The following is an 18,624-nucleotide window of genomic DNA, read 5'->3' as shown; positions in this document are numbered from 1 at the left end:
ACACTCTCTGGGAGTGACTGTATCTATCAAAAAAGAAGCCAGCAGTTTATTCACGCACTGCTGACTTCCTATAATACTACTCATTTTATTTACTTCGCTGCGTCTCAGACAATTTTTTTATTTTTAAACATAACCTCTGTTTTCCCGCCATCCCTTTACATACCACCTGATTCCAACATATACCAGTTGCACGAATAATAAGAGAAATAGCAGATTGATTGGCAATACTTCCTTTATCCAATCCCCAAAGTAGATAGCTATTGCCATACTTACAAGTATCACCATTATGGTAATCATATCCCAACAGTATTTCTTATATAGCCCTGCAATCTTTATTTCGATAAATGCCAAAAGTATTCCCACACCCACCAGACATCCACCGCAAATCAATATTCTTATCAGCCAGTTTATAATTCCGGCAACGACAGGATTGGATATTCCATCACTAATCTGTGCCACGTTCTTTCCTGCCAGTACAACCCAGCCAGCAATGGTCTGTGTGAAAGTTGCGATTGTATCAAAGAATACCACGCAATCAGAAATAAATATTTTTGACCTTATCATCTGAAAAAGAGTAGTTGATACGGAATACCATATCAGCAGAAACATCAATGCTTCATACATGGCTGTTTTTGTTTTATATCTGCCTGCCAGTTTTTCCCTCTGCATATCATACTTTTCCTTAGCTTTCAGATAAGCTGTCTGTTTACAATTCCCGCACTTTTGATAGAGTACCGGCTTTTCAACCGGTATCTCTACTTTTTTCTGATGGGAGAGTGCATAATCCCGTTCCTGTTCTGCCTGTCTCTGCTTATCTCGACATTCCTCTATCATGGCTTGGACGGTGTGTGTTTTCTCTTTCTCGCTCTGCAACAATTCTTTTGTTTTCCTCAAGTCGTTCTTTAAGGCTTGAATGTTCTCTGTTTTGTTCTCGCTGTTTAACTTCTCGTTCAAGGTCAGCGATTCGTCGAGCTGCACTTTCAGTTCCCTGATAGTCCGGTCTTTCTGGTCGAGTTCTTCCTGCATCTGCTCTGTCAGCAGAAGCAACTCTTCCAGTTGATCGTCGCTCTTTGAGTTTCTTAATTCGTTCATCAATCAACCTTCCTTTCTCTAATTGCTGTTCAAGTTCAGTAATTCGCTGTTCTGTTTCTGCAATAGCCGGTTCTCGCTGTTTAATTTCTGTGCCAATTCCTGCCATTGCTGATTTTCGTCTGTGAGTTTCTGTATCTGGTCTGTCTTTTCTTCCAGAAGCATCAACAGTTCTTCTGTATCCGGTAAGATTTGTAGCAGCTCTGACAATTCTTTCTCTAATTGCTGCAATCGTTCTTCCTGCTCCTGAAAGCACATCAGCTTCTCGTCCTTTTCCTGTATCTCCTGAAGCATCTCTGCCATGATATTCTGCTGTTCATCTATCTGTGTAATCATTGCTTCCATCATGGGAATTACTTCTTTGCTTTCTTCTAATGTCATTCAACCACTCCCTCCACATCGACAATGCACCGGATACCTTACCAAAGGTTGCAATTACCTTTTGCAGCAGTGCATTTTGTTTTTTTATCATCTGGTTTTCCTCGATCTTCCATGAACCTTTCCTTATCTGCCCGGTGAGATATTTTTCCTCAATCTTCCTTGCATCTGCACCCTCATGAATCGTAGGGACTTTCAATTTGCCCTGTCTTTCATAAGAGCGGTGGTCAATCAGATTGTCTATGGATAAATGCCGGTTACACATCTTTGCCCATTCGCTTCGCCATAACTCACAATTCTTTGGATTGTTCCAGCCGGTAGCGTCAGTCAGAACCCTTTTCCATTGTTTTCTGTTTCTTGCCCCGACTTTCTGTACTCCGTTTTCATCAAGTACCGGAATACGGATTCCATGACGGTCTGGATTTTTCTTATCCTGCCACCAGTCCGGGTGGGATTCATCAACCACGATATTTCCGTCAGTATCTCTGACAAAATCCCAGTCCTTGACTTCCTTGTTGCCCCATGAGTGGTCTGGATTGAATGGTCGCATGGTTACAAGTAAATGCACATGTGGGTTCCCGTCGCCCTTATCGTGTATGCTCCAGTCGGCACACATTCCCTCGTCCACGAAAGTCTTTTGAATATATTCGGTTGTATAATCAATCTGTTCCTGTCTGCTCCATTCTTTCGGCAGGGAAAATTCAAATGAGCGTCCAAGCTGTGCATCTGCATTTTTTCTATCTTCAATACCTCATTCCATAACCGCTGTTTCTGAAATGTGATTTTAAACTTTTCCAGTGCGGCTTCCTTATCGCCTGCCCTTTTATAACGGATAGACTGTTGAAACCTTTTTATATTTTCTTCCGGTACATGCAGCCATTCAGGAGGTGCATTTTCGCACATCATCAGACTGGTGTAGACGACTTCCTTTTTGGAAGTATAGTAACTGATTCTGCCTGTTTCCTCATTCTTCATCACATCTCCATTAAGATATGCCGATGCGGATATGACAGATTTTCCTTTACTGCGCCCGACAATCTTTACTGTAAAGTGAAATATCGCCATGATACGATTCCCCCTTTCTGCCGTATCCGGCATTGATTTCCGACAGCATCTTCTTCTGGTTTTGCAGGAGTGAAGCTGTCGGAACGCCCTCTGCGCAAGAGTGCCCCCTGCGGCATGAGCAGGTCTGGCTGAAAGCCCCGCCGACGGAACGAGCCCGGCAAGCGTAAGCGCAGACCGGTTGCCACTTGTGGCAAACTTATAAGGACGACCTCTGGTTGTCCATAAGTGCGCCCTTCATTCAAAGGCAATGAAGGGAATGGAAAACCCACTCCCTCCGCCATTACACTTCCTCCATGTCTGTAACTAATTCTTTCTGCATCGCTTTTGAGAAAAACTTCCCGTTTGTTTCCTGCCTTTTTAAGAATCCTATCAACTTTGGTAAATCTTCCTCCTCAATCGGACAGCCAAGAACCGATTCCACCGCTCCTCCAATCTGACAGAGCCTGTGGGTTCGTTTTTTACTTTCTTCCGCTTTCTTTCTCTTTTCCAGTTCCTTCCGCTGTGCTATGAGCTTTTTTGTAGCTTCAATGCTTTCCTGTTCCTTTTTCTCTAATGCACGTATTCTTTCTTCATAAGTCTTTGTTGATTTCGCCATATCGTCTTCATCCTCTCTTTTTCCGATAAACAACAGTTCCCGGTTGCATATCAGGAGAAGCACATGGTATAATCCTCTTGCGTGTAGGTATATCATGGCTTCGGTCTGATAGAACCTTTGGCGGTTTCGTAGGAAGCCGCCTTTTTAAGTTGCCACATTTCTTGTGACAGCTTTTACATTTCCTTTATCCCTCAGATCTCGCCCCTCGTTGGCTTCCATGAACTTTTCCAGAATGTCAGTTTTAATAAGGACTTTTCTTCCGACTTTTAATACCGGAAGCTTCTTCCATTCAACCAGCTTTCTCAAAGTATTTCTGCCAATTCCTGTATAGTCGGCTGCTTCCTCGATGGATAATGCAATCTTTCTTTCCGTCATCTTGTCACCTCCTATTAAATTGCATTATGCAATTTTTGTTGTGCTGTTAGTATAGCGGTTTTATATTGCGTTGTCAAGCGTTATGAAATTTTAAAATTAATCATTAGATTGCATATTGCAATTACGTGAGGTACATGCTATAATTCATACATACCGAAAAAGGAGGCAATCAGCATGAAAGATAAAGAATTACGCAAGCTGATAGGCAGCAGGGCAAAACAGCGTCGTCTGGAATTAAATCTGACACAGCCTTATGTTGCAGAGAAGATGGGAGTTACAGCTTCCACAATCCTGCGTTATGAGAATGGTTCGATTGACAATACCAAAAAGATGGTGCTGGAAGGTCTTTCGGAAGCACTTCATGTATCTATTGAATGGCTCAGAGGTGAAACCGATGAATACGAAACAGATATTACGGATAAGAAAGAATTACAGATTCGTGATGCAATGGGCGATATTCTCAAACAGCTACCTCTCGACCTTAGTAAAAAGGAAGATGCTTTTTCAAAAGATTTACTGCTGTTAATGTTAAAGCAATATAACCTGTTTCTGGAATCATTCCAGTTTGCCTGCAAGAATTACAAGGGCAGCACGAATGAATCGGATATTGCAAAGGTAATGGGGTTTGAATCGAATGATGAATATAACGAGATTATGTTTCTCCGGGAGATCACCCATACTGTTAATGCCTTTAATGACATGGCAGATATTGTAAGGCTCTATTCCAAGAAACCGGAAATGGCAGAACAAAGGCTTGAAAATCTTTTATCAGAAGTTTTGTATGAAGATTCCGATTCGGTATAGAACGACAACCGGAGTTATGATATACTTACACGCAAGAAGCATTTCATCAGTTCCGATTGTCTGATATCGAAAGGAGACACACGATTATGGCAAAAGGATCTGTAAGAAAAAAAGGAAAGAAATGGTACTACCGCTTCTATGTAGAAGATGCAAGCGGCAATCTAGTTCAGAAAGAATACGCTGGAACAGAAAGCAAAAGTGAAACGGAAAAACTGCTCCGTCAGGCAATGGACGATTACGAAAGCAAAAAATTCATTGCAAAGTCGGAAAATATTACAGTTGGAGAATTACTTGATATATGGGCAGAGGAAGAATTAAAGACCGGTACTCTCAGTAATGGGACAGTCCAGAATTACCTCGGTGCAATTACCAACATCAAGAAGCATCCAATTTCAGAGAGAAAGTTGAAAAATGTAACATCTGAGCATTTACAAGCCTTCTTCGATCTGCTTTCCTTTGGTGGCACTTATCCAGATGGTTCAGAAAGAAAAGGTTATAGCAAAGATTACATTCGTTCTTTCTCGGCAGTATTACAGCAGTCATTCCGGTTTGCAGTATCACCAAAGCAATATATCACTTTCAATCCGATGCAGTATATTAAGCTGAAATACCAGACGGATGAGGTTGACCTGTTTTCTGATGATGACATGGATGGCGATATACAGCCAATTCCACGAGAGGATTATGAAAGACTGATTGAATTTCTACAGGATTACAATCCACCGGCAATACTTCCAATCCAGATAGCTTATTATGCAGGACTTCGTATCGGTGAAGCCTGTGGTCTGGCATGGCAGGATGTAAATCTTGAAGAACAGTGCCTTACAATCAGACGCAGTATCCGCTATGATGGTTCAAGGCACAAGAATATCATCGGACCAACCAAACGAAAAAAGGTAAGGATTGTTGATTTTGGAGATACACTGGCAGAGATTCTTCGTAATGCCCAAAAGGAACAGCTTAAAAACCGAATGCAGTACGGAGAACTTTACCACAAAAACTACTACAGAGAAGTAAAAGACAAAAACAGAGTTTACTATGAGTTCTATCATTTGGACGGAACAGAGAATGTTCCAGAAGATTATAAGGAAATATCCTTTGTCTGCTTAAGACCGAATGGAAGTTTGGAACTGCCAAGCACGTTAGGAATTGTTTGCAGGAAGATTGCTCAGAAACTGGATGGATTTGAAGGATTTCATTTTCACCAGTTGCGACACACCTACACAAGCAACCTTCTGGCAAATGGAGCAGCTCCGAAAGATGTACAGGAACTGTTAGGACACTCAGATGTCAGTACCACAATGAATGTCTACGCCCATTCCACAAGAAAAGCCAAGCGGGAATCCGCAAAGTTACTTGATAAAGTGGCAGGCAACGACTAAATAAAACTTTCCCTTATTTCCCTTACGATTATCTCATAAGGGCAAAAATAAGGGAAAATACATATCATTTCACTAATGAATGGGCTGGAATGTCTGTAAAATAGGGAAAGTTAGAAATATATTTCGGCAAACTGGAATTTAACGATTTCTTTTTCCGGTATTCTCTGTCCCACGGATTTCCTCATGATAGAAATAATCTACGATCACCGGATGCCCCTGCGGGACTCTGCCATAAGGCATTTCATTATCCACAAAGGCACAATCATACTTCTTAGCCATTTTCTCAGCTTTTACTTCAAGTGCTTCAAAGTAGCTGCGATTATGCTTGTTATAGATCTCGTCGTAAAGTGGTACAAGATCAGGATATTTTCCGGCGATATAATCCATAATTGTCTTTTTGAAACCGCCTCGAAGATTGAGATTTTCGAGCCAGAACAGATCGCACTGATTCTTTACCCGCTCAAAGATTGCTTCAAAATCCGTGATACCGGGGAATACCGGGGATACGAAACAGACTGTACGGATACCTGCCTCATATACCTGCTTCATAGCAGCGATACGGTGCTCAATGCTCGAAGCAGAATCCATATCGTTCTTGAAATTTTCATCTAGTGTGTTGATCGACCATGAAACGGTTACACGTCCAAGCTTCTTCAACAGATCAATATCCCGTACCACAAGATCCGACTTTGTGCAGATCAGAATATCTGCGTCACTGCCGATCAGCTGCTCCAGAAGTTTTCTGGTATTCCCGAATTGCTCCTCCTGTGGATTGTAGCCATCTGTCACAGAACCGATGACCACCCGCTGTCCGGCATATTTCTTCGGATTTTTAATTTCCGGCCAATGCTTCACATCAAGGAAAGTGCCCCATTCCTCCTTGTGCCCGGTAAAGCGCTTCATAAAAGAAGCATAGCAATACTTGCAGGCATGTGTACAGCCCACATAGGGATTGACCGAGTAACCGCCTACCGGCAGACTAGACTTAGTCATGATGTTCTTTGTTTCCACCTCACGAATGAGGATTCCATTCATTACTTCTTCCATGATTTCTGTACCTCTAACACTTTATTAAATTCTTCCGGCATTTCCTGAATCATATTTTCATCCCCTATGATAGGGACAAGGTCTTCCTTCATAAACACCGGAATGCCGAGCTTATGTGCTTGGTCCGTCAGAGACCATGCCCATTCCGGTTCCGTATGAATCTTCCTGCTCTGAGCTCCGGTCATGGTGCCGACAACGATCCAATTGATTCCGGAAAGGTCAACTGTGCCGGGATCGTCGAATAACGGCTCAAAGGTAACATGGTAATGTTTTGCTCTGACGTTTTTCCGAAGAGCATCGATACGCCACAGTTCTGCTTTCCTCGTCACCGTAACGCCAAACCATGCGTTTTCCAGATCGGTATCAAAATCCAGCAAATCAGGTCGCTTGGTAAGGAACAGGAACTGATGCTGCGGATTTTCACGGATCTTTACAAATACCTCGTCTCTCCATTCCGGCTTCCATCCGGAGAGATCGCTCATGCCGGTAAGAAGAAAGTTCTGCGGACGTTTCTTTTCCATCATCTTAAGCTTACCCGGAAAGAATTCAGGGTCAGCGAAGTCATCAATCATATGCCAGCGTTTCACGTTATTGTGGGCATAGCAATATGTACACCCCACTGTGCAGCCAATGACGATATTCATGTTCTGAATCTGATCTTTGATACAAATACTCATGACTTCTGCCACTCCTCAAGATTCTTTCTGATGCGGTCGAGGCATTCCTCAAACCGGGTAATTTCTTCCTCTGAAAAACCTTTGTAGTAAATACTGCCCATCTCATCAGATACAGAATCGTACTCGCCCTTTAAGGCATGTGCTTTCTCAGTCAGAAACAGGAGTGTTTTCCTTTTGTCCGTTTCAGACTGAACACGGCTTATCAGCCCTTGATTTTCCATTCTTTCCAGCATCGTAGTAAGAGATGTTATCGCTAATCCGCATTTAGTCGAGAGTGACCTGATTGAGATACCATCCTCCTGCCACAGCACATAAAGAATACGTCCCTGAGCTCCATTAAACGCATCAATATTCTTTTCACTGAGAATCTTCTCGAAAATCCGGTCTCCAAGCTGTTTTATTTTGGTGACAAGAAATCCTCCATTCATTTCCATACAAAAGCTCCTATATAGTAGTTTATTAAAAATATACTATATAGGAGCTTTATTGTCAACAGTTTATATGTCTTAATAAGTAAATTCCGTTTTTTCAATTCTCCAAACTGGAATTGAGATTTCACCTGTTTTAAGAGATTTAATAACTGTTATATTTTGTTATTAAATTCTCCGCAAACCCTTGAAAATACTGAATTTATCGCAGGTGAGCTTTCCCTTATTGTTTCCCTTGTATTATATCATCGCACCAGTGTTTACGAACTCTGATAAGGGCAAATACAAGGGCACAAGAGGTCCAGTGGACCTCTGCTCTGTGCCGACCGAAGCGGCAGCGGAGACCAAGAAATCTGATAACACATTATAACACAAAATGAAAGTGACATGGTGAACTGATTGAAATGCTTCTGATTTTTGTAACAAATGATTGATTGAATGATAAGGAGATAAAATACGACGAGAATAATATTTGCAGAATACAATCCACAGCTTAATAGTATTGATGTTTATATATCTGCTGGCTATATGCTCCGCATTGATTGTTGGGAATCAGAAAAGCATTTAAAGACTACACCAGAATCAGACTGTACATGGGGCGAAGAACACAGGGAATAAAACTTATCGTAATTTACATAAAATACAAGCAGGAGCAAATATCGAAAGTTGTCCTGCTTATATTTTTGTTAAAAATAGGGGCGTTTTTATAGCCCCAATTTTGTCATATACATTCATTATTTCTGCATAAATTCAAACACTGCTTCTTTTGTCGGAATCGCAGGGATGCCACCTCTCTTTTGCACACACAATCCAGCAACTGCATTTCCCAAAACAGCACACTTTTTGATTTCTTCCCATTTCATTTTTTCAACATTCTTATTCATGGAAAGGATACTGCATAATACGCCTCCCCAGAATGAATCACCTGCCCCAGTCGTGTCGACCGCATGTATCTGAAATGCTTTGATGATTTCTTTTCTGCTTTTTGTTGCCATAAGAACACCCTGTTCTCCCAATGTAATGGCTACCAGCTTTGGTCCCATAGCAAGGAGTTGGTCTGCGGCCTGCTCATAACTTTCGGCCTCTGTCAACAAAATACTCTCTTCATCCGATACCTTCATGACATCTACCAATTCTATGACAGATCTCATTTTTTTCACTGCATCCTCTTTGCTCTTCCAAAGAGACGGTCGATAATTCGGATCATAGGAAATAAGTGCACCCGCTGCTTTTGCCATTTTTACCGCTTCAATCGTTGTACTTTCTGCCGGTTCATCTGTCAGCGATAATGATCCAAAATGAAAAATTCTACAACCTGAAATTAATGTCTGATCCAGTTCTTCTTTTTTTAACTGTGTATCTGCACCTGGTTTTCTTGCAAAAGAAAAATTCCGTTCTCCACTTTCACCGATTTCCACAAATGCCAACGTTGTAAAATAACCCGGGTCTTCAACAATAGCATCTGTATTGATTCCTTCCTTTTGCAATGTCTTCTTTAAAAATTTACCATGCATATCGTTTCCAACTTTTCCAATAAAAGATGTGCGATACCCAAAGTGGCTTGCAACGGTTAGAAGATTTGCCGGAGCACCGCCGGGATTCTGTTCGAACAATTTTCTCCCATCCTGACTGTGTCCTGCTTCCGTAAAATCAATCAGCAATTCTCCCAATGCCACGATATCAACTTTTTCTTCCATTTTTCAGTTCCTCCACAATCTCGTTATAACGTTTTTTATTTAACCGGTAGAAAAATAATACAACCGCAGTCACAATCCACAGTGCACCCGGAATCGTCGTAAATGCATGTTTCATAATTGAAAGTACAGCCGCATTCTGTGTCTGATTTGCAATATAGCCACATTTTCCAAGTAATCCTGCTAAAAGTGCTGTTCCAACTGCCATTCCGATTTTATTTCCAAGTGAAATAAATGCATACTGAAAACCATCATTTCTAAGTCCGGTTTTCCACTCCCCATATTCCACACAGTCTGGAATAATTGCATAGATTGCAGTATTAAATCCAGAGAAGAAAAACTGTGTCAGACCAGATAAAGCATAAAAAATAGCCGGTGATTCTTTGGCATTAAAGAAAAACATAGACAACATGGAAATTCCTGTAAATAAAGCAAAGAGAGATGCTGTTCTTCCTTTGTTATTCAACTTGCGGAATAATGGTTGAAAACAGGCTGCCCCGATGATAGAAGGAATAATGATGCACATCGAATAAGTTGTGTAGTAGGAGGCATTCCCTTCCACATATGTAAAGTAATACAGAATATCTGCGTTTCTACCGTACAGTGTAAATCCAAATAATATCTGTCCTGCCAATGCAAGAAGATATGGTCTGTTCTGCATAACCGCTTTCAACTGAACCTTTACAGAAATTTTTTCTTTTTCCGGAGTAATCACTGCCTCTTTCGTCTTCGCAAAGCAGAAGAAATGACAGGCTGTAAAAATACATCCATATATGACCGCAACCGTCAGATATCCTGTCTTTGCACTATGACTGCCGAATTTGCTGAGCAGTGGAACTGTGATAATATTTAACACACCAATTGCAATCATCGCTGCAACCGAACGGGATGTATTTATTTTTGCACGTTCATCAATATCCTGTGTCATAGCACCACACAAGGTTCCATATGGAATATTCACACAGGTATACCCCAAAACCAGCAGACAATATGTAATTACCATATAAATAATCTTTCCATTCTGCGGCCAGTCGGGTCTTGCCCAGAATGTCATAACAAGAAGAATCGCTGTGATTGGTGCCGCTACTAACAACCATGGACGGTACCGTCCCCATCTCGATTTTGTTTTATCTGTAAGTCCCCCGACGATTGGATCATTGATTGCATCCCAGAATCTTGAAAAAAGCATAAGTGCTGACACAGCCGCCATACTGATTCCGAACACGTCTGTATAAAATATCATCAGAAAATTACTGACAAACATCCAGCTGAAATTACATCCAACATCACCAAACCCATATGCAATCTTACTGATCAGCGGTACTTTTCCATTTTTGTTTTCGCTTCCCATATGTCCCTCCTGTTTTTATCAGAGTTTCTGACAGAACTCTATTCTTTCCTCATTTGGTCCCTTAATCATAAAAAACTTCACACCATTTTCCCAAAATGGCAGTTCTTCGATTCCGTCTGTGATAACTGTGTATTTTTCATTGCAGATTTTCTGATATATACTCTCAATGTCTTCCACATCAAGAGCAACATGCTGGTATGCACCGTCTGACATTGCCGCCTGCCCATTTTCAAAAGTCTCTATACAGTAATTTTTTATCTGTAAAAATGCCACTTTTTCCCCTGCTTTTTCATTATAAGTCTGCATAATTACTTCAAATCCAAGACCCCTATAAAACTCAACTGTTTTCTGTAAATCGTTTGTCGGAAGCCCGACATGGGCAACTCCGACAATTCCATATTTATTTTCCATACGAACTCCTTACTTTTCACTGACGTTGATAATTACTTTCATCGTTGTCTCGCGGTTATCATCAATATACTGGTATGCCTTCAGATAATCTTTAAAAGCAAATGTCTTTGAGATAAGCGGTTTCAAATGAACTTTGCCCTCATTTACCAGTCTGATTCCATCTATATAATCATCATGGCGGTACATCATCGTGCTCTTAATGTCAAGTTCGTGGTCATTTGCCACTGCAAGATCTACTTCTGCCATTCCTGCAAAAACAGCCACCAGTACAATCGTGCTTCCTTTTCTTGCATATTTAATTGCCTGTCCCATTGTGATATTGTTTCCGGCACAGTCGTAGATTACATCCGCCTTATCCGGTCCAAATGCTTCGATCATTGCCTCACCAAAGTCTTTATCTTTGGTATTCACACACACATCAATTCCACATTCTTTTGCCTTTGCCAGTCTAAGATCACTGATATCTGTGATCATCACTTTCGCTGCCCCCATTCCTTTTGCTGCCTGTGCTACAAGATTTCCGATCGGTCCCGCTCCAAGGACTGCAATATTCATGCCAGCCACATCACCCATCTGTTTTACACCATGAACTGCCACAGCAAGAGGTTCGATCATAGCTCCTTCTTCATAGGACATATCTTCTGGAATAGGTGTTACTTTAGATGCATCCACTGCAAAATACTCAGATGCTGTTCCTGTCGTTTGAAATCCCATTACTTTTAATTCCTCACAGAGATTATACTTTCCATGACGGCATGGATAGCAGTGTCCACAATATACCTGTGGCTCTATCGTCACCTTCTGTCCCACATGAAACTCTGTGACATTTTTTCCAAGTTCTGTGATCTCACCGGAAACCTCATGTCCCTGTGTTACCGGATATTTTGTAAACGGATGTTTTCCATGATAAACATGAATATCTGATCCACAGACACCAATATTCATAATCTTTACCAAAACCTGATTTTCCTTTACCTCCGGAACCGGAACCTCTCTGAAAATAATTTCTCCTGGATTTGTCATTACCTGCTGTAACATAATTGCTTCCTCCTTTTTTATATTGTTTTATTTTATGTTTTATTAAATGTTTTATTAAAGTAATTACATTATCATCCTTTAAACATATTTTGTCAATATATTTCTCTCAATTTTACGCATTGCACAATTTGCAGATATGCTTTTTGTATATATTTTCTAATCAACGCACAAAAAAACGGAAAGAAAACCTCACTTATCGTTTCCTTTCCGTTTTTTTGCTCACACTTCACTCTGTTTTCACACTATAATAATTTATATTTCCATCATATGTTCCGCAAAAAAATATTTCGCAGCTCCAACAGCCGACGCTTCTTTCCTGTACGAACAGTTCTTCAGGTATGAAACATCATGTTCAAAACCATTATATGCCATCACTTTTTCTCCCAAAGGTATCATATAATCTGAGAGTACACCTCCGACATCGCCCCCCAGTATGATATCCATATCATATGCCATCCGTAGATTTGATATCAAAACAGCAAGATGATCCAGATACTCATTCCATATCTGTAAAACCTTTTTATCTCCACTTTCAAGATTTTCCATAAATGCATCCAGCGACTGCCTGTTATCTTCCGTCAGTACACTTGCAGCACAATATGCATCCGCGCATCCTGATTTACCACAATAACATTTTTTTCCACCGGGAACAAGTATCATATGACCAAACTCTCCTGCTTTCTGGTTTTGTCCGCGATACAACTTTCCATCTATGCAGAAAGCACCGCCTAATGTATGATTCAAAGACAGATATATCGCATTGGGATACTTCTGCTTTTTTTCTGCAAGCATGGCTGCATTGGCATCATTTTCAAAATACACCGGCATTCCCACAGCCTGCTCTAAAAAGCGGAGACTATAGTTCTCTATCCCTAACGCGTGGGATTTTAAAACAATCCGTTCTTTCTGATCGATAATTCCCGGGATCGCAATACCAATTCCAAGCAGTGTCTCCTTCGCAGGCTCGTCTGCCAGAAAAGTTTCAACCTTTTGTGCCACCTCTGTACAGTAGGATAATTCTGCCGTAAATTTTAAACGGATGCGGTCTTTTTTTACGATCTCATCTCCAAGATTTACCAGTACCATTTCGATATGATTCGCAGTGATCAAAAGCCCCATTGCATGACAATATGACTTATTAATTCCTATACTTTTTGCCTTTCGTCCGCCTGTCGACGCATACTCGCCCACTTCTTCTAACAGTCTTTTCTCCAACAGGTCATTTACGTTTGCTAACACAGTCGGCATACTCAGATTTAATTCTTTCGCGAGCTCCGCTTTGGACATAACCGGATGATTCAGCACATAATTGATGATTTTTTTTCTTGCTATATTTCTTTTATCTTTATTTTCCGTTTTTTTGTCCTCTTTTATTAAATATTTTATAAAAGAATTATATGCTTTTTTATTCTGTTTGTAAAGGGACGATCCGTTAACGCTAAATATCTTATGGACAACCACTATGTCAAACTGTACAAATCTTTTTTACCTCTCCACAATTTCCTGCCAGTTGTCCGAATGCCTGTCGACCGATGAGCTTACGCTTCTTGCCGCAGACCTAGTGGTATTAAGTGATATGCTTGCAAATCTTGCTGCCCGAAAATCAGTCCTTTGATATGCTATTCTTGCTGTTCCATTTTTTACATATATCGTACCGCATTTTATAAAACCATTCTTTTCAATCAGCCTTTGCATAGTTTTATTATCCGCATGAGTATCTACCCTGATATTTAAAGAAATCTTTTTACAATAGTTTAAAGCACACGGAAACAAGCCATGTACCTGACCATCTCCGGCAAGCCTGTGAATCGTCAGATATGGTTCTTCATTCAGCCAGTTACCGCCCTCAATATGCTTATAAGTAGGTTCTGTACCATCAAACAATGCAAATACCCCGTGGATTCCATTCTTGTCATATATTACCTTACATGCATTTTTATCAATATCAGATTTTATCAGATCTGCATCCGGGTAAAAATGTCCCCATTGAGTCGGATTTCCGGACTTTATCATATAATCCTGTGCATATCTGTAAATTTTCATAATTTGCTCTAAATCTGCTATTTCAGCATTTTTCACATTCAGCATGCCTTTTATTTACCTCCACATTTTTCTTATGTTACCCAATTCTTCTGTCGTCAAGCAGCTACTCTTCCTCTGTATCATACTTCACTTTCCAGAAAAAGAAAAGGTACTGCAAAAATACAGTACCAAGTTTTTTGCCACTTCTTTCCCCATAAACCGTCCGCCGCTTCCAAACTCTCTGCTGATTGTAATGATTCTTTTTGCCATAGCTGACTCCTCCTTAACTTAAACTTTCCACTTTATTCTTCCGGATTCTCTTTAAAAATACATATCCCACAAGGCATGCAGCAATCTCTGTTATCGGGAATGCCCACCAGATTAAGGAAACGTCCATCTGTCCATTTCTGACTAAACTGGAGAAAACACCTGCCAGCGGTAATATGATGACAAGCTGTCTGAGCAGTGAAATCACAAGCGACTCCAAACCGCCGTCCAATGCCTGATAAATTCCCTGATATGCTACATTGATTCCGGCGAAAATAAAGCTGATAGAAATAATTCTCATGGCTCCGATAAAATATTCCCTTGACTGTCCTGCATTAAATAATGTTGCAAAAGCCCCAGGGAAAATTTCTGTAATCGCCACACCCACAATCATAAGCACAATCGTATAGATTAAGCCATATCTGATTCCATCCTGAATCCTCTTCTTGCTATGCATTCCATAGGCAAATGCAATAATCGGCGTGATTGCATCTCTAAGTCCAAAGGCAAGGAAGAGTACAAACTGCTGTACTTTATAGAACAATCCATATGCGGTCTGAGCCGAAGGACTGAATTTTAAAATCAGATTTATCACATAAACCATAATAGACATAAGCGCCTGTCCAATAATTGCCGGAAGTCCGATTGCATAGATTTCCCTGATAATTCTGCCCTCTGGTTTCATAAACTTTACACCATGCTCAAATTCCTTATTTAATTTTACATGGAAAATAAATAACAATGCTGCTGATACCACCTGTCCGATTACGGTTGCATAGGCTGCGCCCTTTACTCCCATTTCAGGAACCGGTCCGATGCCATAAATCATAATTGGGTCAAGAATAATATTTACCACTGCTCCCACAACCTGACCAATTGTTGAATAAATGGAACGCCCGGTTGCCTGTAACATTTTCTCAAATAGCGAGAAGGAAATAATTCCAAATGAAATCACACAGCATATTCTTAAGTAGCTTGTCCCCATTGCAATGACTTCCGCATCAACGGTCTGGGATGAGATGTATGCTTTTACTCCAAACATTCCAAACAGCAGACATACTGCATAAATAATCACTCCAAGAAATAAACTGTTTCCTGCAACTTTTGCAGCTTTTTTACTTTTTCCCTCTCCCAGTGTTCTCGCGAGAAGTGCATTGGTTCCCACACCTGTTCCGATTCCCACTGCTACCATAAGCATCTGAACCGGAAACACCAGTGTAAGTGCATTAAGTGCTGCCTCACTTCCTGATTTCATGTTTCCTACAAAGGCACTGTCTACAATGTTATAAACCGCCTGCAATGCCATAGATAAAATCATCGGTATTCCCATCTGCACCATGAGCTTATTTACCGGCATTTCCTTCATCTTGTTACTTTCTGCCATCTTAACTTAATCCTCCTTTTTCCACCTGCAGAAGCTGCCACTGGCAGCTTCTTACGGATATTTGGCAATATAAAAAGTGCGCACCTATCTTATAAGTTGGACTTACGCTGATAAGCTACACACTTTTTCATTGCATTATAAAATTACAAAAACAAGCAGCAAAACTGGATTTACGCAATTTTGCTACTCGTTCAGAAGTCATTATATTTTTCTTTTCGGAAAAAGTCAAATTATTTTTCTCTCGTTTTATACTCATCCCATGTTCCACCATATATGCAATTTTCAACGTAAGCCATGCCTAAATTGTAACCTCCACTTACCTTTCTCATTATTTCCTTATCCAAAATCTCAAAGTACTTACTATTATTTATTTCGGATCTATCACCAAAGAACACTTATCATCTCCTTCCATACTAAAACTCCAAACTATCCTCATTGAGCAGAAAATATTTCATGCCCATGATCACAAAGCCTTCCTCATTTCTCCAAGGCTTTTTTGTTCCATTTACTATAACAATCTTCTTAAATGAATCCGGAATATTTCGGAGTGAATTAAGTTCCTGTGTTTGCTTTTCCTCAGAAGTCATGTCATAAGCCACCTGAATGTAATATCTCTGACTGCCCTGGTTTACTACAAAATCAACCTCTAGCTGCTTATGAACTCTCTTTCCGTCACTATTCTTTGCAAATACATCCACAATACCAACATCTACATTGTAGCCACGCACAAGCAACTCATTATAAACAATGTTTTCCATAATATGAGTCGGCTCCTGCTGTCTGAAGTTTAGTCTGGCATTTCTAAGTCCTATATCCGAAAAATAGTATTTCAGATTGGCTCCTACATATTTTCTCCCCTTAATATCATACCGGTCCGCTTTAGAAATCAAAAATGCCTCTGCCAAATAATCAATATGATTGGATATAGTTTTATTACTGTAATTGATACCTCTCTCACTTTTGAAAGTATTTGATATTTTTGTTGGATTGGTAGGTGCTCCTATGGCAGAAGCAAGAATGTCCACCAAAGTTCCAATCTCATCAACATTTTGAATTTTATTTCGCTCTACCACATCCTTGATATAAACATTGGTAAAAATATTTTTAAGATACTCAGCCTTCTGGCGTTCTACAGTAAATTGTGCCACTTGTGGTAAACCACCGTATATCATATATTCTTCCCAAGCATCATCATAATCTCCATCATAAGCCGCATAGAACTCTGCAAAAGACAATGGATAAATTCTTATTTCATCTCCTCTGCCTCTAAATTCAGTTACAATGTCACTAGATAAAAATTTAGAATTACTGCCGGTTACATACACATCAATGTTACTGATACGAAGCAAACTGTTCAGCACTTCCTCAAATCGTGGCATAAACTGTACTTCGTCCAAGAGCAGATAATACTTCCGGTCATCTTCCACCCGCTCTTTAATATGCTGATAACACTTCTTTGGATCTCTCAGTTCCTCATTTTCAATGCCATCTAAAGCAATCTCAATGATGTGGTCATTATCTATGCCACTCCCCAGTAAATACTTCTTAAACAACACAAATAACAGGAATGATTTGCCGCATCTCCTGATTCCTGTGATAATCTTAATCATTCCGTTATCTTTTCTTATCTTTAACTGTTCAAGGTATGAATCTCTCTTAATCTCCATAGTGTCACTCCTTATTTTTGTGCATTGCACGAATTTTGGTAATGTTATTTTACCACTAAATTATTTTCACTTCAATAGCCATTACTATTTTTTGTGCATTTGCACTTTTTTATGTAATGATTATAGATAATATGCAAAAAGGATACCTACACCATGTCCTGTAACACGATATAAGTATCCCTTTGCTTGATAACTACAACATATATAAATAGACTCTCAGAGATTAATCAATTTTTTCCAAAAATCTATAATTTGACGGGGATTCCAAACACCACAAATCTTCTCCTTATGGAATATCCAAAGTATGGTTTTCGCTTTTGGTATAATATTGTGTTGCTTCCCGATTCCCCATTCTAACAGTAAAGAAGCCATTTTCTATGCCTGCATGTTTCATAAATTCATCAATATCATCATTAGAATAAGTCAATCCTACATATACAGGATCATCGTTCATCATATACCGCCAAAAATGAACATATCTCTGAGCAACTGCATCATGCTCTGCTCCCCGCATATGTTCCGAGTAGGGAACCCCAACACCCTTGTCATTTGTAAATAATGCATGCTCTTTTCTGTCTGAAGAAACATATTTGAAGTAATGATTCTGTCCGAAATCAATTATATTGTTACAAGCTTTTATTTCTAATAACTTATTTGTATCTATTTTAGGAATCTGGTCTGCTGTAAATCGAACACCTGCAACTTCATATGTTTCTCCATGTTTTCGTACCTTAGAGCTGTCATTATTGATAACCAGCAACAACAAATCAGAAATATAACTATTTTTTTCTGATGCAAACGATGAATATATTTCTGAATAAGCTACAGAATTATTACCTCTCACATATAAATCAATCATCCCATTTTGCATAGTTTGTTACCGTCTTATTGGTAACCTTAAGTTCTTTGCTGACTTCAATAGGCGTGAACTCTCTTTTGTAGTTCTTCAT

Annotated in this window: 19 protein-coding genes and 3 pseudogenes; 4 read left to right on the top strand and 18 right to left on the bottom strand. The window is 39.9% G+C overall.

Annotated elements, in window-relative coordinates; genetic code table 11:
* Positions 1-123 precede the first annotated feature (123 nt).
* The 5 genes and pseudogenes from DWW33_RS11780 to DWW33_RS11760 all read right to left on the bottom strand — a co-directional run bounded on the left by DWW33_RS11780 (position 124) and on the right by DWW33_RS11760 (position 3,502).
* A complete protein-coding gene (locus tag DWW33_RS11780) occupies positions 124-834 on the bottom strand; it encodes a DUF6040 family protein (protein WP_014080632.1) in 711 nt (236 codons plus the stop codon).
* Positions 812-2,532 (bottom strand): annotated as a pseudogene (locus tag DWW33_RS11775) (MobA/MobL family protein). The gene DWW33_RS11780 and the pseudogene DWW33_RS11775 overlap by 23 nt, the downstream one beginning before the upstream one ends.
* Positions 2,508-2,813, bottom strand: a complete 306-nt coding sequence (locus DWW33_RS11770) for a hypothetical protein (protein ID WP_012744231.1) — start codon at positions 2,811-2,813, stop codon at positions 2,508-2,510. Before DWW33_RS11770 ends, DWW33_RS11775 begins: the two are co-directional and overlap by 25 nt.
* Positions 2,813-3,127 carry a hypothetical protein gene (locus DWW33_RS11765; RefSeq protein WP_041254741.1) on the bottom strand — a complete coding sequence of 105 codons (315 nt, stop codon included), beginning with the start codon at positions 3,125-3,127 and terminating at the stop codon, positions 2,813-2,815. Before DWW33_RS11765 ends, DWW33_RS11770 begins: the two co-directional genes overlap by 1 nt.
* Positions 3,128-3,271: 144 nt before the next feature.
* Positions 3,272-3,502, bottom strand: a complete 231-nt coding sequence (locus DWW33_RS11760; protein ID WP_003505382.1) for a helix-turn-helix domain-containing protein — start codon at positions 3,500-3,502, stop codon at positions 3,272-3,274.
* Between the two features lie 174 nt (positions 3,503-3,676).
* Between DWW33_RS11760 and DWW33_RS11755 the strand changes: the two genes are divergently transcribed.
* Both DWW33_RS11755 and DWW33_RS11750 read left to right on the top strand, forming a co-directional pair.
* The gene (locus tag DWW33_RS11755) at positions 3,677-4,306 is read left to right on the top strand and encodes a helix-turn-helix domain-containing protein (RefSeq protein ID WP_015520978.1); all 630 of its coding nucleotides are present in this window, start codon (positions 3,677-3,679) and stop codon (positions 4,304-4,306) included.
* 86 nt (positions 4,307-4,392) lie between these two features.
* Positions 4,393-5,688 carry a tyrosine-type recombinase/integrase gene (locus tag DWW33_RS11750; RefSeq protein WP_118266101.1) on the top strand — a complete coding sequence of 432 codons (1,296 nt, stop codon included), beginning with the start codon at positions 4,393-4,395 and terminating at the stop codon, positions 5,686-5,688.
* A 138-nt stretch (positions 5,689-5,826) separates the two neighbouring features.
* On the opposite strand, the gene DWW33_RS11745 is transcribed toward DWW33_RS11750, so the two are convergent.
* The 3 genes from DWW33_RS11745 to DWW33_RS11735 are packed head-to-tail and all read right to left on the bottom strand — an operon-like array spanning position 5,827 to position 7,846.
* Positions 5,827-6,735, bottom strand: a complete 909-nt coding sequence (locus DWW33_RS11745; protein WP_015567824.1) for a radical SAM mobile pair protein B — start codon at positions 6,733-6,735, stop codon at positions 5,827-5,829.
* Positions 6,723-7,412, bottom strand: a complete 690-nt coding sequence (locus DWW33_RS11740; RefSeq protein ID WP_117947405.1) for a radical SAM mobile pair protein A — start codon at positions 7,410-7,412, stop codon at positions 6,723-6,725. Before DWW33_RS11740 ends, DWW33_RS11745 begins: the two co-directional genes overlap by 13 nt.
* Positions 7,409-7,846, bottom strand: coding sequence for a radical SAM mobile pair system MarR family transcriptional regulator (locus tag DWW33_RS11735; protein ID WP_004853467.1), 438 nt, complete (start codon positions 7,844-7,846; stop codon positions 7,409-7,411). The genes DWW33_RS11740 and DWW33_RS11735 overlap by 4 nt, the downstream gene beginning before the upstream one ends.
* A gap of 459 nt (positions 7,847-8,305) precedes the next feature.
* Here DWW33_RS11735 and DWW33_RS11725 point away from each other — a divergent pair.
* Positions 8,306-8,431 (top strand): annotated as a pseudogene (locus DWW33_RS11725) (DUF6061 family protein); the annotation flags it as partial.
* A 143-nt stretch (positions 8,432-8,574) separates the two neighbouring features.
* Here the strand turns inward: DWW33_RS11725 and DWW33_RS11720 are convergent.
* The 5 genes from DWW33_RS11720 to DWW33_RS11700 form a co-directional block, all read right to left on the bottom strand.
* Positions 8,575-9,537, bottom strand: a complete 963-nt coding sequence (locus DWW33_RS11720) for a carbohydrate kinase family protein (RefSeq protein ID WP_117841971.1) — start codon at positions 9,535-9,537, stop codon at positions 8,575-8,577.
* Entirely contained in the window at positions 9,521-10,885 is a 1,365-nt protein-coding gene (locus DWW33_RS11715) for an MFS transporter (RefSeq protein ID WP_117841972.1), read from the bottom strand. The genes DWW33_RS11720 and DWW33_RS11715 overlap by 17 nt, the downstream gene beginning before the upstream one ends.
* An 18-nt stretch (positions 10,886-10,903) precedes the next feature.
* Positions 10,904-11,296: a VOC family protein gene (locus DWW33_RS11710; protein ID WP_117841973.1), complete on the bottom strand. Its 393-nt coding sequence runs from the start codon at positions 11,294-11,296 to the stop codon at positions 10,904-10,906.
* A gap of 9 nt (positions 11,297-11,305) precedes the next feature.
* Positions 11,306-12,334: a zinc-dependent alcohol dehydrogenase gene (locus tag DWW33_RS11705; protein ID WP_117841974.1), complete on the bottom strand. Its 1,029-nt coding sequence runs from the start codon at positions 12,332-12,334 to the stop codon at positions 11,306-11,308.
* 252 nt (positions 12,335-12,586) lie between these two features.
* Complete coding sequence (locus DWW33_RS11700) at positions 12,587-13,795, bottom strand: ROK family transcriptional regulator (protein ID WP_330415590.1); 1,209 nt, start codon at positions 13,793-13,795, stop codon at positions 12,587-12,589.
* Position 13,796: 1 nt separating this feature from the next.
* Here DWW33_RS11700 and DWW33_RS16330 point away from each other — a divergent pair, with 1 nt between their 5' ends.
* On the top strand, positions 13,797-13,949 hold the full coding sequence (locus tag DWW33_RS16330; protein WP_416390273.1) for a DUF6774 domain-containing protein: 153 nt from the start codon (positions 13,797-13,799) through the stop codon (positions 13,947-13,949).
* A 584-nt stretch (positions 13,950-14,533) separates the two neighbouring features.
* Here DWW33_RS16330 and DWW33_RS11690 read toward each other — a convergent pair.
* The 5 genes and pseudogenes from DWW33_RS11690 to DWW33_RS11675 all read right to left on the bottom strand — a co-directional run.
* A pseudogene (locus DWW33_RS11690) lies at positions 14,534-14,626 on the bottom strand (cytidylate kinase family protein); the annotation flags it as partial.
* Positions 14,627-14,639: 13 nt separating this feature from the next.
* The gene (locus DWW33_RS11685; protein ID WP_118173228.1) at positions 14,640-16,007 is read right to left on the bottom strand and encodes an MATE family efflux transporter; all 1,368 of its coding nucleotides are present in this window, start codon (positions 16,005-16,007) and stop codon (positions 14,640-14,642) included.
* Between the two features lie 230 nt (positions 16,008-16,237).
* Positions 16,238-16,402 (bottom strand): hypothetical protein, encoded by a 165-nt coding sequence (locus DWW33_RS15720; protein ID WP_158561519.1) that lies wholly within the window; start codon positions 16,400-16,402, stop codon positions 16,238-16,240.
* 18 nt (positions 16,403-16,420) lie between these two features.
* Positions 16,421-17,674 (bottom strand): ATP-binding protein, encoded by a 1,254-nt coding sequence (locus DWW33_RS11680; protein ID WP_118639583.1) that lies wholly within the window; start codon positions 17,672-17,674, stop codon positions 16,421-16,423.
* A 286-nt stretch (positions 17,675-17,960) separates the two neighbouring features.
* Positions 17,961-18,545, bottom strand: coding sequence for a hypothetical protein (locus DWW33_RS11675; protein WP_118639582.1), 585 nt, complete (start codon positions 18,543-18,545; stop codon positions 17,961-17,963).
* Positions 18,546-18,624 lie beyond the last annotated feature (79 nt).

The sequence above is a fragment of the Roseburia sp. AF15-21 genome (assembly GCF_003479505.1).
GTDB lineage: Bacteria > Bacillota > Clostridia > Lachnospirales > Lachnospiraceae > Roseburia_C > Roseburia_C amylophila.
The sequence above is the reverse complement of the archived record's forward strand: the minus strand, read 5'-3'. Positions and strand labels throughout refer to the sequence as shown.